The following is a 15,977-nucleotide window of genomic DNA, read 5'->3' as shown; positions in this document are numbered from 1 at the left end:
CAGGGAATTTCCTTCAAGATATTGTTATAATGTAGATAATTGACGATATGCCGCCGAAGTGCGTGACGAAAAAATCAAATTCCCTGTTAATTTCCCTGTTAATCGCCAGGAACAGGGAAATCCGCTTCTGCCTTTTGGACTTCCGCGGAAGACTGCCCCGATATTGCTGCCGTCGGGGTCGGGCAGTAACGCCGCATAACCGGGATGATAGACCCTCGCCCGGTCCTTGTTGTCCATCCCGGACCCGGCGAGGCCAGCCTCGTGGAAAGCCTCGGTAATCCTGTGATCCCGGGGCCTAACTTCGCGTTGATTTATCGGCCTGATGCGGGATATCGCATTGGTTGATGAACCTGGTCACCGCCACCCAATCGATCCGCGAAAAACGGTGGCCGGGCTATCTGCTTGCCATCCTGCTCGTCGTCTTCGCCCTGTGGCTCCGGCTGCGGATCGGCGAGACACTGGACGGCTACCCGTTTCTGATCTTCCTGCCGGCCGTCGTCATCGTGGCGTTCGTCGGCGGTTTCGGGCCGGGCATGCTGGCGGCCATCTTGTCCGGCCTGCTTGCGAAATATTATCTGATCGAGCCGTTCGGGTCGCTCATGTTGATCTGGCCGTCGGGCTGGATCGCGATGGGATTCTACGCCTTCACCACCGTAATCATCGTCGTCCTGACTCACGGAATGTTCGTCGCGCATGCGGCGCAGATCCGGACCGAGGCCGAATTGCACGCGCTGAACCTTCAGCTTGAGGACCGGGTGGCCGAACGCACAGCGGCGCTGCAGGCCGAGGTGACGGAGCGCGCCCAGGTCGAGGCGCAGCTCCGGCAGATGCAGAAGATGGAATCGATCGGCCAGCTTACCGGCGGTATCGCGCATGATTTCAACAATATGCTGGCGATCGTCATCGGGTCGCTCGACATGGCGAAGCGGCGTCTGGTCGGGTCCGAACACCCCAAGATCCTGCAGAGCATCGACAATGCGAGCCAGGGTGCCCAGCGCGCGGCGACGTTGACGGCGCGGCTGCTCGCCTTTTCGCGCCAGCAGCCCCTCGCCCCCCAGGCAGTGCAGGCGAACCAGCTTGTCGGCGGCATGTCAGAGTTGCTGCGGCGAACCATCGGTGAGCATATCCGGGTGGAGACGATCCTGGCCGGTGGCCTCTGGCACGCCTTCGCCGATCCTTCCCAGCTCGAAAGCGCGATCCTGAACCTCGCGGTCAATGCGCGTGACGCGATGCCAGACGGCGGCAAGCTGACGATCGAGACGGCGAATACCGAACTCGACGATCGCTATGCCCGCAGCCATGCCGAGGTCGAGCCGGGCCAATATGTCATGATCTGCGTCAGCGACAGCGGCACCGGCATGCCGCCCGAGGTGATCGAGCGGGCGTTCGACCCCTTCTACACCACCAAGGGCGTCGGCAAGGGTACCGGCCTCGGGCTCAGCCAGGTGTTCGGCTATGTCAAGCAGTCCGGCGGCCACGTGAAAATCTATTCGGAGATCGGGCAAGGCACGACGGTCAAGATCTATCTGCCCCGCCATCTCGGCGCGGCAGGATCGTCGACCGAACCCGACAAGATGCGTGAAGAACTGCCGACCGGCGGCGCCGAAGAGATCATCCTGGTCGTCGAGGATGAGGACCAGGTCCGTCACATGACCGTGGATGCCCTGCGCGAGCTGGGCTACACGATCGTCCAGGCAAGCGACGCCAATCAGGCGCTTGAACAGCTTGCAGTACAGCCGCGGCTTGATCTCGTGTTCACCGACATCGTCATGCCGGGCATGAGCGGTCGCGAGCTGGCCGACAAGGTACGGGCGCAGCGCCCCGAGATCCCGGTGCTGTTCACCACCGGCTATACGCGCAACGCCGTGGTCCATAACGGCATGCTGGATGCCGGCGTGGCGTTCCTGCCCAAGCCCTTCACCATCGCCCAGCTCGCCTGGAAGGTGCGGGAGGTGCTCGACGGCGGCGGCGCCAACCGGCCCTGACCCGACTGGCGACGATAGTCAGCCGCGAGGGCGGATCAGCTGCTGTGATCGGCCACGATCTTCCAAAGACCATCGCGCTTCTCGAACAGCAGCGAGGTCGGCCCCGTCTGGTCCGCTGACCCGTCGATCTTCAACCGGTATCGCGCGACGAGCAACGCATGCGTCGGGTCGATCCGACGGAAGGCCAGCTCCTCGAAACTCAATGCGCCGCGTTTCGCCGTGCCCGCCGGCGTGAAGCGCGGGGCATAGCGCGCGGCGATCGCGGCCCTGCCTCGGATCAGGCCCTCGGCGACCACAAAGGTCGAGTCATCGGCGTAGATTCCCATGAAACGGTCGAGATCGCCCGCAGTCCAGGCGACCGCGCTGTCCCGCATCGCTGCCATGATCGCGGCCTCCGCATCCTCGCGCGGCGCGGCCACCGCCGGCACTGCCAATGCCGTGATAGCGATCGCTACTGTCATCCTCATGGTGCCGTCTCCATCAGCCCAACCAGCGCCCCGATCGAGATCGCCCCGGAACGCAGGAATCCCTGGTATATCTGGCAACCTTCCTTGGCGAGCAGGTCGAGCTGTTCCTGGGTCTCGACGCCCTCGGCAATGACCACCAGCCCGAGCGAACGCGCCATGTCGATCACGCCGCGTACCACCACCCGGTCGCGCGGCGTGCCGGTGATGTCCTGCGCCAGCTTCTTGTCGATCTTGAGATAGTCGAGCGGCAGCGACTTGAGGTAGGCAAGGCTCGAATAGCCAGTCCCGAAATCGTCGATCGCGACACGGACGCCAGCGCTGCGCAGTGTCGCCAGCAGGGTGGCGGCCATGCCGAGGTCCTCGATCAGCCCGCTCTCGACGATCTCCACCGTGAGGCGCGAGCGGGGAAAGCCGCTGGCGTCCACCCGGTCGAGGAACAGGTCGGCAAAGCCGGGCCGCGCAATGTCCCCGGCCGTCAGGTTGAGCGACAGGCGCAGCCCGTGGAGCGCCGCCGGCCAGGCAGCCGCCCGTTCGAGGGTGATCCGCTGGATATGATCCGAAAGTCCGATCTCCAGATCGGCCCGTGTGGCCGCCGCGAACAGGATATCGGCGCCGATCGTGCCGAGCAGCATGTGGTCCCAGCGCGCCAGCGCCTCGACCCCAACGATCGCGCCGGTCGGCACCGAGACCTGGGGCTGGAAAAGAATGTCGATCTCGCGGCGGTCTATCGCGTGGCGCAGTTCCACCGCCAGCACATCGATCGACTCCTCCCGCCCGCCTGCCTCAGCGACTCGCACCGTCGCGCTGTCGGAGGCGCGGGCGTCGGCCAGTGCCTCGCTCGCGCGCCGGAGCAGGCTGGCGGCGGTATCGCCCGGCTCGCGCCCGGCAACACCGATCCGGCAGCCCAGCACGGCGATCGTCTCCCCGGTCACGAACGGCCTGGCAAGATCCCCCACGATCCGCTCGGCGACAAGGTCGACTCGGGAGCCCCCATCCTCGATCGCGACGAGGAATTCCGATCCTCCGAGCCGCGCGACGAGCGCACCGCTCGCCGCCTCCTCGATCCGCTTGAAGGCGGCGCGGAGCAGCGCGTCACCCGCCGCCCGGCCATAAGCTGCATTGACCATGTCGAAACGGTTGAGCGCGACCAGCATCGCCGTCAGCGGCCGTCCGTCCGGATCTGCCAGCCGCCGGTCCATCCAGCGGCGCGCGCTGCCGGCGTCGCGCGTGCCGATCAGCGCGTCGCGCAGGACCGATGCCGGCTCCGGGGCACTGCCCAACGGTTCGACCAGCGCATCGATGCGCCCTGTCTTCACGTCATATTGGAGATGCTGCACGATCCGGCCGAGCCCCGGCAGGTCGTGCGCGAACGCCGTTGCCTGGCGTGTCGCCGAAAGGCGCCGGATCGACGCCATGGCAGCCCGGCGTTCGGTCGGGTCGATCCGCCGCCACAGCGCGACCAGCTTGGGATGCTCGTCGACATCGAGCAGCCGCGCGAACCCCGGGGTCAGCAGCAACGACCGGGTCGTCACATCGAGCCGCCAGCCAAGCGGTTCCGCCGGCGCCGTCGCCCGCCACTCGCCCGCCATGCGTTCGGCGTGGCGCGCCGCATAGCGCAGTGCCTGAAGGAACTCCCCCTCGCTGAACGGGCTGGCGAGGAAATGCGTCGCGCCCGCATCGTAGAAATCGCCGATCGCCGTCGTGTCCCCGCGCGAGACGAGCGCAAGCAACGCGCCGCCATTGGCGGCGATCGCCCCGCCGATGGCGGATGCCGCCTCCCGTCCTTCGCCGAGCGCGCCTCGCGCATCGATCACCGCGACCGCGGCGCCGCTGGTCAGGAACCGCCGCTCGGCGCCCGCTGCCCGGCGCGCGGCCACGACCCGCCAGCCGGCTCCCGCCGCCAGCTCGGCAAGCTCGTCACGCTGCCGGAACGACAGAATGAAAAGGGGCGCGGGACCATAGCTGGGTTCGGTGTCGATCACGGCCTCCTTCTTCTTCATTCGTCCTGCGCTTGTCGAGGGACCGCTGCCGCCTTCTTCCGAGCTTTGGCCGGGAAGAACAAGGCTCGGACGATGCCGGGGCCACAAGAACCCCATATGCCAAACGGGGTTGTTAGCGCCCCCGTGAAGGCTTAGCTCCTGCATATGGCCTGCGCCCCCGCCCTGATCGACCGCCATGGCCGCACGATCAGCTATCTGCGGATCTCGGTGACGGACCGCTGCGACCTGCGCTGCCGCTATTGCATGGCCGAGCAGATGACTTTCCTGCCCCGCACCGCCCTGCTGAGCCTGGACGAGATCGCGGTGATCGCTGAACGCTTCATCGCGCGCGGCATCACTAGGATACGTCTAACCGGGGGGGAGCCCCTGGTTCGCCGCGACGTGGGCGACTTGGTCCGGCGGCTCGGATATCATGTAGGTGCCGGGCTCGACGAGCTGACCATGACGACCAACGGCAATCGCCTTGCCGACCATGCCGGCGACCTGATCGAGGCCGGTATCCGGCGCATCAATGTCAGCCTGGACAGCCGCGATCCGGAGACGTTCCGCTACATCACGCGCCACGGCGACGTGGAACGTGTGATCGGCGGCATCTTCGCCGCGCGCGATGCTGGTCTCTCGGTCAAGATCAACATGGTCGCGCTGAGGGGCCTCAACGATACCGAGGTCGCGCCGATGCTCGACTGGTGCGTGGAGCATGGCTTCGACCTCTCGCTGATCGAGACCATGCCGCTCGGCGCAATCGATGAGGACCGCGCCGACCGTTTCGTGCCCCTCACTCGAATATTCGACGACCTTTCCGGGTGCTTCCCACTGGTCAGCGACACGCATCGCAGCGGCGGCCCGGCACGCTATTGGCGTGTCGGCGGGACGGAGCGCCGGCTCGGCCTGATCTCGCCGCTCACCGCCAATTTCTGCGACACCTGCAACCGTGTACGCCTGACGACCGAGGGTATTCTCTATACCTGCCTCGGCCATGACGACCGGGTCGACCTGAAACGCGCGCTGCGCGAGGGCGGACTGGCCGGCCTCGACGCTGCTCTTGACCGTGCGATGGCGACCAAGCCGGCGCGTCACGATTTCGATATCGCCGCCGCGACGCCGGCGGTGTCGCGCCACATGAGCGTCACCGGCGGATGAGAATACCCCAATGACAATTCGCCGGGCGCTGGTCGCCTCTCCAACGCCGCCGGCGCAAGCCGCGGCCGCTGAGCTCGCCGACACCTATGACTGGGTGCCGGTCGAGGATGCGGAGATGATCGTCGCGCTGGGCGGCGACGGCTTCATGCTGCAGACGCTTCACGCCATGCTTGAGCGCCGCAAGCCGGTCGTGCCCGTGTTCGGCATGAATCTCGGCACCGTCGGCTTCCTGATGAACGAATGGCGGCGCCACGGGCTGGATGAGCGACTGTCGCGGACCAAGGAGTTCAAAGTTATCCCGCTCCATATGATCGCTGAGACGGTGCATGGGGAAGTCTTCACCCTACCCGCGATCAACGAAGTCTCGCTGCTGCGCGAAACGCGCCAGACCGCGAAGCTGGAAGTGACCGTCAACGAACGCGTGGTGATCGACGAACTCGCCTGTGACGGCATCCTGGTGGCCACGCCGGCCGGGTCGACCGCCTATAACCTGTCGGCACAGGGCCCGATCCTGCCGCTCGGCTCCGCGTTGCTCGCGCTGACCCCGATCAGCCCGTTCCGCCCGCGACGCTGGCGTGGTGCCATCCTGCCTGACAAGACTCGTATTACGCTGCGCGTGCTGGAACCCGCTAAGCGTCCGGTCAGCGCCGTCGCTGATCAGCGCGAGATCCGCGAGGTGGCCCGGGTGGACGTCGGTATCGACCGGACGCGCGAACTGACCCTGTTGTTCGACCCCGAGCATGCCCTCGACGACCGGATAACGATGGAGCAATTCATCGCCTGATTTCGGGTCCTCAATTCTTTGGTCGCAGGGCCTTGCAAACTGCGAAACCCCGCTGCTATAGGCGCGCCTCCCGCGGGGCTGAGCCCAGCGGAAACCCGGCATTCCCCGGTAGCTCAGTGGTAGAGCGTTCGACTGTTAATCGAATGGTCGCTGGTTCGAATCCGGCCCGGGGAGCCAAGGTAAGTTTTAGAAAACAGCCATTTTCTGGCGGTCCGAGGGTCGGTACGCGATCCTCTGTCATCACAAGCGCCGTGACCTTCGCCCCTGTCCAAGGCTGCAGACGCGCGCCATTTTTGGCTCGAAACGGTCAACGGGACGATATGCGCGCACCGCTTTGCCGCAAATAGCCCGCTCCTTCACCCGGTTCGCCTTGATATCGAGTCGTAAATCGCTCCGTGAAGGGTGCTAAAGCCCGTCCGCGACGATGTTCCGTAACTATCTGGGGAGGATCTGGCGGTGTGGACCTGTCGTTGCGGTGCGTTGGGCTTGCCGCCGCCTGTTTTATCTTTAGTTCTCTGCGCGCGACGTTCGCGTATCGCCAGTTGCGTACCACCTACTCGATTGCATCGACGAAGGGGCAACAATGCAATTCTATCTTTTATCCGGTCTCATCATTGCCGTGGTTATACCAGCGGCAGATGCCGCGGCATGTTGCAGGATCGGCAAACCAAGGATCACCGTCGGGAAGCCACGAGTCACGGTTGGCAAGCCCCGCGTGACTATAGGAAACCCCCGGATAACGGTCGTTCGCCCGCGCATCGTCATTGGGACCCCGCGCGTTACGGTCGGCAATCCAGTGGATACAGTTACGGATATCACCAGCCGGACGGGCAAGGCGATCGGCCAGCCTGTCGGGGAAGTTCTGCATACGGGCGGCACGGTTGCTACCAATGTCTACCGCGCGGGCCGCAATGCCGGTGCCGACACGGCGGCGACAATAGCCAAGGCAAAGGATGACGCGGTTGCAGAGGCCGGGCGAGCCGTCGAGAATGTCAACGAGCTTGGGACCGCCCTCCGCAAATACTTTGTGGCTAAAGCAGACGATACGCTGGTTATGATGAGCGCGACGGAGAAGCGCTTGCGAGAAGGCAAATTTGCTGACGCCCTTTGGCATTCAGCCGTAGATCCGCTGACGGCGGAGGAGGGGCGTGCAGCGCAGCTTGCCCAGGAAAGTTCTCTCGCCAATACCGTCGGCGCAGCGGCGGCCGCCGCTTACGGCGGCCCGGGCGGCGCGGCAGCGTATTCTGCCTGGTACGCTTATCGCGCATCCGATGGCGACGTCGGCCTCGCGATCAAGGCTGGAATCATTAGTGGCGCGACAAGCGCGGGGCTGAGCGCGGTGAGCGGGATGCCGGTCGATGCGGCGAATCCCGCACCGGATATCGCAAAGAAAGCGATCGTCGCGGGTGCCATCGGTGGCCTCGCGGTAGCTGCCGCCGGAGGCGATGGCGACGCCGTCAGAGATGGCTTCTTGAAGGCCGGCGGCATGATGGTGATCCAGGATGGCTATCGGCAATTCACCGGCGGGCAGGATTTGGCGGAGAACGTAAAATCCCCAACCGAAGGCTCCTTCTGCACCCTGGCCGTGCCGGCATCCGGGGCCAGTTGCGCGCCGCCGAAGGAATGGTTCAAGCTCGATGCTCAGGGGAATTTCCTCCGCAACGACGCAAACGAGCCAATCATCGATATCAGTAAGGTCGATCCTCGCTATTCCTATGTCGGCCTCGCCAGCTCGGGCGAGGGAAACTGGCTTATTTCCGAGAACGGCCCGGTGATGAACGGCATCGCCAAGATTCCCGGCGTGAACGCCATGGCGATATTCCACGACCAGTGGGTGATCACCGCACCGCTTAGCGGCTGGACCAATCAGGCGACGATCGTGCCGGCCATCGTGGTCACGTACCTCGGCACCGAGGCCGGGACGCAGCAGGTGATTGCTGAGGCTATTCAGAAGGATCGGGAGGCCCGCGCTGCCGGCCGCCAGAACACCAAGGCGGAATCGCGTGCCGATGCATATCTCTGCGCTGGTGATGTTGCGGAAGAATCCGTGGCCCAGGTCCCTCAACCGACGCTTGCCGGTGAACAAAAGACTCGCCTCGACCAGCGCTCGATCTTCACGGTATTCGGCGACGGCCCCACTCAATTCGCTTGCGCGGTTGTTTATCAAAAAGGCGGTAAGGACTATCTTCCTTTCTACGCGGAAAACGATTCAGATTTCTGCGCCCCGAAAGCGAAAGAGCTCGCCCAGAATCACACTGACGCTGGCTGGACCTGTTTCGTGCGGCCAACAGGTTTCAAGCAGGAAATTTCCGATGCAATGGCGCGGCGGCCCGGCTCCTGATAGCGTCATCCTACAGTCCTGGTTTGGTGCAATGCATTGGCGATCGTGTCGCCACCACGCTGGTGGCGGGCAGCGGGGAAATCCGCCCTCGCGATGATCGAGGCGGTGCGTTTCCCTGACACCATGGTGGGCATGATTTCAGAATGCTTCCCCCCGCTGGATGCTCACAGGATCACCGTCTTGGAGCCGTTCTGGAAGATGCGATGCTCAGCGTACCAGCGAATGGCGCGCGAGAGGACCGAGGCTTCGATCTCGCGTCCAATCTCAACCATCTCGTCGGCGGTGACGGCGTGGGTGACGCGGCGCACATCCTGCTCGATGATCGGCCCCTCGTCGAGATCGGCCGTGACGAAGTGCGCGGTCGCGCCGATCAGCTTTACACCGCGCCCATGTGCCTGATGATAGGGTTTGGCGCCTTTGAAGCTCGGCAGGAAACTGTGGTGGATGTTGATGCACCGGCCGGACAGCGCCCGCGACATGTCGTCGGAGAGAATCTGCATGTAGCGCGCCAGCACCGTAAGTTCCGCCCCCGTCTGTTCGATCAGCTCGATGAACTGTGCTTCCTGCGCGGCTTTGCCGTCGGTCGTCGGCAAGTGATGATAAGGAATACCATGCCACTCGACCGTCCGACGCATGGAGTCGTGGTTGGAGACGACACCCACGATGTCGATGGGGAGCTGGCCGATTTCCCGCTTGTGGATGATGTCGACGAGGCAATGACCGAACTTCGAGACGGCAAGGAGAACGCGGATCTTGCGGCCAAGGTCCTGGAGGTCCCATTCAAGATGGAGGTCTTCGGCTGCTGGCGCGATGACGGCGGCAAGCGAATCCCGGTCGAGTGGGCTGATCAGCCCCATGCGCGAGAAGAACGACCCGGTGTCGGGATCGCCATAGACCGCCGCTTCGCGGATATCGCAGCCCTGAGCGGCAACAAGAGGGGCGATTCTGGCGATGATCCCCGGCCTGTCCGGTGCGCGAAACTTGAGTACGAGATGGGAGGTGGTCACGCATTGACTCCTGGAGCTTGATCAAGGGCAGCGAAGAGGCGCCGGGCGTAGGTCGCCATGGTCTGGTCGAGCATCAGACGAAACGCTGGATGGCCGTCACGATCGCTCAGCCGGGCGACGAACAGGGGCGCATCGCCAAGGAGCGACCGCACGGCACTTGAGACAGGCATGGCCTCGTCGCTGAGATCGAGCGGGCAATAGGTGGAAAGCGCATCGCGTGCGCCGCGTCTGTACAGGATATAACTGGCGCGGCCATGAGTCAGGTCGACGACCAGACCCTCATCCCCCGCCGCCGCACGGCAACGCTCGACCAGCGGCGCGATATGCGCTTCGCGCCCGGTCAGCATCCATTCGGCCGGTCCGAGCCACGCGCAGGAGACGGAGCCGATCGTTATTTCACGGCAGGCGGATGGCAGAGTAGCGCCTAGTACAAGCGCTACTCTCCGGATCGCGCCATCCTCGAGCAGATTCAACTTCACTACACCTAGGAACGGCTCGAAATCGAGGACGAAGCCATGCGCGCGGATGCCGGTGGCGACCGGCGCGGCGCGCGCGAGCAGCGTCGAAGCGGTGTCAGCCATCGAGGCGGTCTCCTGAAGGATCGTAGAAATGGGGATCGGCGATCCGCGCCTCGCGCCATCGGCCGATGTCCCAGATCTTCACCGCTTCCCCCATGCGCTCCCGGCCGCGCTCGATCAGCGCCATCGCGACCGGCCGGCCGAGAGTCGGCGAAGCGACCGATGAGGTGACCCAGCCCTGACTTCTCCCGGGCGCTGTCGCTTCAGCGGGCAGGACATGCGCGCCAGCCTCAAGCGCCGGCCCGCCGTCGGTGACTTCGAGGCCGACGAACTGGCGGCGGTCGGCGCGCAGGCCGTCTGGCCGCATGGTCGAACGCCGCCCGACGAAGTCATCGGTCTTTTTCGCGACGATGCCTCCGAAGCCGATGTCCTGAGGCATGGTGATGCCGTCGGTGTCGGACCCGACATGGAGAAAGCCCTTCTCGATCCGCATCGCCATGAGCGATTCTATCCCGAACGGAGCGATCCCGAACGGCAGCCCCGCCGCCATAAGGGCATCCCAGAGCGCGGCGCCGTGCCCCCAGCGCACCGCGATCTCGTAAGAGAGCTCACCGGTGAAGCTGACGCGCTCGATCCGAGCCTCAACCCCGCAGACCGTGCCTTCGCGACAGGCCATGTGCGGAAAGGCCTCACGGGAGAGGTCGATATCGGTACCGACAGCGTCCAGCACGTCTCGCGCGCGCGGCCCGGCGACGTTCATCACCGCCCAGTTGGTGGTCACATTCTCGACCGCCACCCGCAGATCAGTCCATTCGCATTGAAGCCATTCGATCAGTGTGTCGGCGATCGCACCGGCATGACCGCTCGTCGTGCCGACCAGAAAATGATCGGGCGCGCGTCGCGCAAACACCCCGTCGTCGAAGACGATGCCGTTCTCGTTCAGCATCAGGCCGTATCGGCAGTTACCAACCTTGAGTGTCTTGACGCCGTTCGCATAGATACGCTGCAGGAACTCCGCTGCATCCGGCCCCTTGACCTCGATCTTGCCGAGCGGCGATGCATCGAAGAGGCCGACAGACTTGCGCACGTTCAACACCTCGCGTGCGATTGCCTGATGTTCATTCTCGCCGGCACGAGGGAAACAGGCAGCGCGCAGCCAGCTTCCGTAATTCTCGAAGCTGCCGCCCGCCGCCACAGCGCGGTCGTGCGCCGCGGGACGGGTGCGAGGCGCGAGATTATCCCCGACCGCGCGTCCGGCGAAGCCCCCGATGGTGACGGGATCGAATGGCGGGCGGAACTTCGTCGTCCCGATCGCCGACGCTGACTTGCCGATCAGATCGGAAAGTATACTGATCCCCGTGACGTTCGATGTCTTCCCCTGGTCGGACGCCATGCCGAGCGTGGTGTAGCGCTTGAGATGCTCGACCGACCGGAAATTCTCGCGGGCGGCGAGGTGAACGTCACCGACGGTCACGTCATTCTGATAGTCCACCCAGGCGCTCGCGGCACCCGCGTCGCCATTGGCGAAATGGCGGGTCGGTCCTACCATCCCCGCCTCACCTGTCGAGATCGGCTCACCCCCACCGGCCGCTCGGCCGCTTGCCATCGCCGCGTCGATCGCGAAGATGCCCGCAGCCGCACCGACGCTGACCGAATCCTGCACCGCCTGCAGGGGCACGAAGGCTTGCAGCCCGTGGTGGAAGGAAAGCGACCCGCCCGATTGCGAATGAAGATGAACCGCCGGGTTCCAGCCATTTGACATCAGCACGGCATCGCAGGTGATCTTCTGCCTGCGCCTTCCATCGAGCCCTTCGGCCTGGAGGCTTCTGACGCCACGTGCCCCTGACGCTTTGAGGGGCGTCGTTTCCATCATGATCAGAATGGACCGTTCGACGGCACCGGCATGGGCCCAGTCGCTCGCCTGCTTGCGCGTATCGAGGATCGCAGCGATCGCGACACCTCGGTCGTGAAGCGCGAAGGCTGCGGCATAAGCGCTGTCATTGTTGGTCGCAACGACGACGCGCCGGCCGGGTGCCGCGCCGTAACGCAACGCATAAGTCTGCGCAGCCGAGGCGAGCATCACGCCGGGCCGGTCGTTGCCGACAAAGGGAATGGGCCGTTCGAAGGCCCCGGTCGCCAGGATGACACGCCCTGCGCGGACCTTCCAGAGACGCTGCCTTGGCCCGCTGCGGTGCGTGAGCGGAAGATGATCGGTCAACCGCTCCGCCAGGCCGATCAGGCCGTGATCATAGAAACCGAACGCCATGGTGCGCGTCATCACCGTGACGTTGGCACGGCTTGCAAGCGCGGCACGCGCCGCGGCAAGCCAATCGGCGGCGTGGCATCCTTCGACAAGGCCTGGCTCGAAAAGAAGTCCGCCGCCAAGCTCGGCATCGGCTTCAACGAGGAGTACCCGGCCGCCGCCGTCCGCCGCCTGCTCCGCCGCGGCGAGCCCGGCGGCACCGGAGCCGATGACGAGCGTGTCGCAAAAGGCGAAGCGATGCTCGTAGCGATCCGGATCTTGCGCGTCGGGGGCGACCCCCAGCCCTGCGGCCTGCCGGATCGAGGGCTCGAACAGGCTCCATCGCGGCCACATGAAGGTCTTGTAGTAGAAAGCGGCCGGGATGAACCGCTTGAACAGGCCGTTGACCGCCATCAGGTCGAAGTCGGCGCTCGGCCTGGCGTTGACAGGCCCGGCTGCCAGCCCGTCATACAGCTCGATCTGCGTCGCCTTGATGTTCGGCTGCGTGTGTTCCCCGGCCTCGAGCTGGACGATGCCGTTGGGCTCCTCCAGCCCTGCCGCGATGAGACCGCGCGGGCGATGATATTTAAAGCTGCGCCCTATGATGGAGACGCCGTTGGCAAGCAGCGCCGAAGCGAGGGTATCGCCGGCAAACCCCGAATAGCGCCGGCCCGCCCAGGTAAAGGCAATGGGCCGGCTCCGGTTGACGAGGCCGCCCGAGGGGATGCGCCAGCCGCTCATGTGCTGATCTCCGCTGCTGGCTTTGGCTCGCCCATCAGATAGACCGCGGTGATCCGGTGGGTCACGGTGTCGCGCGCGACGTTGAACCATTGACGGCAGCCGGCGGCATGGAACCAGCGTTCGAGATGCTCGCCCTTGGGATTATGGCGAAAGAAGAGATAGTCGCCCCAGCTTTCGTCTGAAACGGTATCATGCGGACCGGGGCGCACGATATGGCTCTCACCGCCGCAGCGGAATTCGATCTCGGCTCGCGGCCCGCAATAGGGGCAGGAAATGAGAAGCATATGCCCTCCCTTTAGTGCGCGATGCCGGAGGCTGATGCCTCGTCGACCAACGCGCCGGTTCGAAAGCGCTCGAGCCCGAAGGCTTGGGCGAGCGGATGCGATTCGCCGGTGGCCATGACATGCGCGAGGCACCAGCCGCCGGCCGGGATCGCCTTGAAGCCCCCCGTCCCCCAGCCGCAATTGATGTAGAATCCGTCGACATCGGTGCGTCCGATGATCGGCGAGCTGTCATGGACGACATCGACAATGCCTGCCCATTGCCTGAGAAACCGCATGCGCGAGAATTGTGGGAAAAGCTCGACCAGGCCCGCCGCGGCCTTTTCAAGCCAGGGAAGATTGCCGCGCTGGGCATAGGATAGATAGAGGTCGAGCCCCGCCCCCAGCACGAGCTCCCCCTTGTCGGACTGGCTGACATAGACACCGGTCGCGGGCGAAAGCAGCACCGTGTCGAGGCAGGGTTTGACTGGCTCTGACACAAAGGCCTGGAGCGCATAGGAACTGATCGGCAGCCTGAGCCCGGCTTTGCGGGCAATCACGCTAGAATGCCCGGCAACCGCCACGCCCGTCCTAGGGGCATGGATATCCCCCAGGCTGGTTTCGACACCCTGGACCCGGCCGTTCCGGATGATGAAGCCGGTCACCTCGCAATTCTGGATGATATGAACGCCGAGGTGCGAAGCGGCGCGGGCATAGGCCCATGCGACCGCATCATGACGGGCCGACCCGCCGCGCCGCTGGTTCATCGCTCCCAGGATCGGAAAGCGCGGATTGGGGTTGAGGCCGGGGATGTGCCGATGCACGCTTTCAGCATCGTGATACTCGGCATCGATACCGTTGAGCAGCATCGCGTTCACCGAGCGGCGCGCCATCTCGACACCATGCCGGTCATGCGCCAGCACCCACATGCCGCGCTGTGAAAACATGATGTTGTAATTGAGATCGTTGCTTAGCCCTTCATAGAGCTTCAGCGAAAAATCATAAAAGGCAGCCGATTCCGGAAAGAAATAGTTCGAACGAATGATCGTCGTGTTGCGCCCGGTATTGCCGCCGCCGATCCAGCCGCGCTCCAGCACCGCGACGTTCGTCAGGCCATGGTTCTTCGCAAGATAATAGGCTGTTGCAAGCCCATGCCCGCCGCCGCCAATCACGATGGCGTCGTAGTTGCGCCTGATCGGTTCGTCGCGCCACGCCGGTTCCCAGCCCCGTTGCACCGATAGCCCCTCTCGAAGTAACGACAATGCTGAATATCGTCTCGTCAACTTCGACTCCTAGAACTATCATTCGCTTATAGATTCACTGAATTATTCAATGAATCCGATTCTGCCTTTGATTTATATTCAATGGATATTTCGGCCGGAGGGCATTGGCCGGAACTGCACTCGACCCCGCTACCCCTGTTCTCCGGCCAAGGTCCCTTTCCCATTTCAGCTGCCGAGGCCGATTCATGCTTTTACCTTAATGCGATCGCATTAATAGGTTCACATTAGAGACAGTCAAGTGATAGTGCCACCCGAACGATCGAAAACTGACCGCCAACAGGACGGGGCCGTGAGCACCAATCTGAATACGCCATCATTGATTGAACTTGATCACGCCGGCGGCGCTGCCGGAGCGGGCGCGACCAGAAATGCGTTACTTTTGACGGCTTTGGACGAATTCGCGGCGAACGGGATTGCGGGAACATCCATCGGACAGCTGACGAAAAAGGCCGGTGTCCGCAACAGTTCCGCGCTGCATTATCATTTCGGGTCGAAATCCGGTCTGATCGATCATCTCGTTCGATACATCCAGGACTGGTTCGATCGCGAACGCGAAGACCGTTTCCAGGCGCTCGAAAGCCGACTCGACAAAGGCGGGAAGATCGCGTTGCGCGAGGTCCTGGAACTGTTGATCGAGCCCTATACCGCGATCATCGCGCGCGAGCCCTGGGGCTTGTCCGCGGTGCGTTTCCTCAATGCGCTCGAGTTCGAGCGTCAGCCATCGGGCTGGGAGATATTCCATCGCCAGAGTTCCGCCGTGGTACAGCGCCTTTTCACATTGATCCTTGCCGCGGTCGATGGCGGCGACAGAATTGCCCAGCAGGCGACATTCCTGTTTTTCGTGGACTCGATAATCCACGGCTTCGCGTCGCACGAGCGACTTCAGATACCCTTTTTCGGGAAGATGCCGGCGGTGACCTTGCAGGACCTCGCCCATTTCTACGTTGATTGTGGGGAAAGGTTGCTCAGCCCGGCTGGAACAGCCACCAAGATCGCCTGGAGAGCTGGCGCCGGGGAGAGGGAATGATCGGCCCACAGGCCTTCCCGGCCGCGAGGTGTCGCGCGTAGCCCAATAGCGGTTTCCCTCTGCTAGGCGCTTTCTCCTATAGTGCAGCCCCGGGGCTGCGCCCGCTCGATCATCGATGCGAAGTCCGTGCGAACAAGCAATTCGATCTGCTCGTCGTTTCAGGCTCTCCGCATCATGCGTTT

General features: G+C 63.9%; 12 protein-coding genes and 1 tRNA gene. 6 read left to right on the top strand and 7 right to left on the bottom strand.

Annotation, left to right across the window (positions count from 1 at the left end):
* Nucleotides 1-344 precede the first annotated feature (344 nt).
* Nucleotides 345-1,985: an ATP-binding protein gene (locus NDN01_RS07915; RefSeq protein WP_272626807.1), complete on the top strand. Its 1,641-nt coding sequence runs from the start codon at nucleotides 345-347 to the stop codon at nucleotides 1,983-1,985.
* A gap of 35 nt (nucleotides 1,986-2,020) precedes the next feature.
* Here the strand turns inward: NDN01_RS07915 and NDN01_RS07910 are convergent, their stop codons facing one another.
* The gene (locus NDN01_RS07910; RefSeq protein ID WP_272626806.1) at nucleotides 2,021-2,452 is read right to left on the bottom strand and encodes a YybH family protein; all 432 of its coding nucleotides are present in this window, start codon (nucleotides 2,450-2,452) and stop codon (nucleotides 2,021-2,023) included.
* Nucleotides 2,449-4,452, bottom strand: coding sequence for a putative bifunctional diguanylate cyclase/phosphodiesterase (locus tag NDN01_RS07905; protein WP_272626805.1), 2,004 nt, complete (start codon nucleotides 4,450-4,452; stop codon nucleotides 2,449-2,451). The genes NDN01_RS07910 and NDN01_RS07905 overlap by 4 nt, the downstream gene beginning before the upstream one ends.
* A gap of 144 nt (nucleotides 4,453-4,596) precedes the next feature.
* Here NDN01_RS07905 and moaA point away from each other — a divergent pair, with 144 nt between their 5' ends.
* The 4 genes from moaA to NDN01_RS07885 all read left to right on the top strand — a co-directional run bounded on the left by moaA (nucleotide 4,597) and on the right by NDN01_RS07885 (nucleotide 8,717).
* Nucleotides 4,597-5,592, top strand: coding sequence for a GTP 3',8-cyclase MoaA (gene moaA / locus NDN01_RS07900; RefSeq protein ID WP_272626804.1), 996 nt, complete (start codon nucleotides 4,597-4,599; stop codon nucleotides 5,590-5,592).
* A gap of 10 nt (nucleotides 5,593-5,602) precedes the next feature.
* Nucleotides 5,603-6,376 carry an NAD kinase gene (locus tag NDN01_RS07895; RefSeq protein ID WP_272626803.1) on the top strand — a complete coding sequence of 258 codons (774 nt, stop codon included), beginning with the start codon at nucleotides 5,603-5,605 and terminating at the stop codon, nucleotides 6,374-6,376.
* 102 nt (nucleotides 6,377-6,478) lie between these two features.
* A tRNA-Asn gene (locus tag NDN01_RS07890) sits at nucleotides 6,479-6,553 on the top strand.
* A gap of 406 nt (nucleotides 6,554-6,959) precedes the next feature.
* Nucleotides 6,960-8,717, top strand: a complete 1,758-nt coding sequence (locus NDN01_RS07885) for a hypothetical protein (protein WP_272626802.1) — start codon at nucleotides 6,960-6,962, stop codon at nucleotides 8,715-8,717.
* 164 nt (nucleotides 8,718-8,881) lie between these two features.
* Here the strand turns inward: NDN01_RS07885 and purU are convergent, their stop codons facing one another.
* Genes purU through NDN01_RS07860 form a run of 5 tightly spaced genes read right to left on the bottom strand, consistent with a single transcriptional unit; the run spans nucleotide 8,882 to nucleotide 14,720 of the window.
* Nucleotides 8,882-9,724 carry a formyltetrahydrofolate deformylase gene (gene purU, locus NDN01_RS07880; protein WP_272626801.1) on the bottom strand — a complete coding sequence of 281 codons (843 nt, stop codon included), beginning with the start codon at nucleotides 9,722-9,724 and terminating at the stop codon, nucleotides 8,882-8,884.
* Entirely contained in the window at nucleotides 9,721-10,305 is a 585-nt protein-coding gene (locus NDN01_RS07875) for a sarcosine oxidase subunit gamma family protein (protein WP_272626800.1), read from the bottom strand. The genes purU and NDN01_RS07875 overlap by 4 nt, the downstream gene beginning before the upstream one ends.
* Nucleotides 10,298-13,225: a sarcosine oxidase subunit alpha family protein gene (locus NDN01_RS07870; protein WP_272626799.1), complete on the bottom strand. Its 2,928-nt coding sequence runs from the start codon at nucleotides 13,223-13,225 to the stop codon at nucleotides 10,298-10,300. Before NDN01_RS07870 ends, NDN01_RS07875 begins: the two co-directional genes overlap by 8 nt.
* A complete protein-coding gene (locus NDN01_RS07865; protein ID WP_272626798.1) occupies nucleotides 13,222-13,509 on the bottom strand; it encodes a sarcosine oxidase subunit delta in 288 nt (95 codons plus the stop codon). Before NDN01_RS07865 ends, NDN01_RS07870 begins: the two co-directional genes overlap by 4 nt.
* An 11-nt stretch (nucleotides 13,510-13,520) precedes the next feature.
* Nucleotides 13,521-14,720: a sarcosine oxidase subunit beta family protein gene (locus NDN01_RS07860; RefSeq protein ID WP_443025209.1), complete on the bottom strand. Its 1,200-nt coding sequence runs from the start codon at nucleotides 14,718-14,720 to the stop codon at nucleotides 13,521-13,523.
* Nucleotides 14,721-15,057: 337 nt separating this feature from the next.
* On the opposite strand from NDN01_RS07860, the gene NDN01_RS07855 reads away from it, so the two are divergent.
* Nucleotides 15,058-15,795, top strand: a complete 738-nt coding sequence (locus tag NDN01_RS07855) for a TetR/AcrR family transcriptional regulator (RefSeq protein WP_272626796.1) — start codon at nucleotides 15,058-15,060, stop codon at nucleotides 15,793-15,795.
* Nucleotides 15,796-15,977 lie beyond the last annotated feature (182 nt).

The organism is Sphingomonas sp. QA11, assembly GCF_028473665.1.
GTDB lineage: Bacteria > Pseudomonadota > Alphaproteobacteria > Sphingomonadales > Sphingomonadaceae > Sphingomonas > Sphingomonas phytovorans.
The sequence above is the reverse complement of the archived record's forward strand: the minus strand, read 5'-3'. Positions and strand labels throughout refer to the sequence as shown.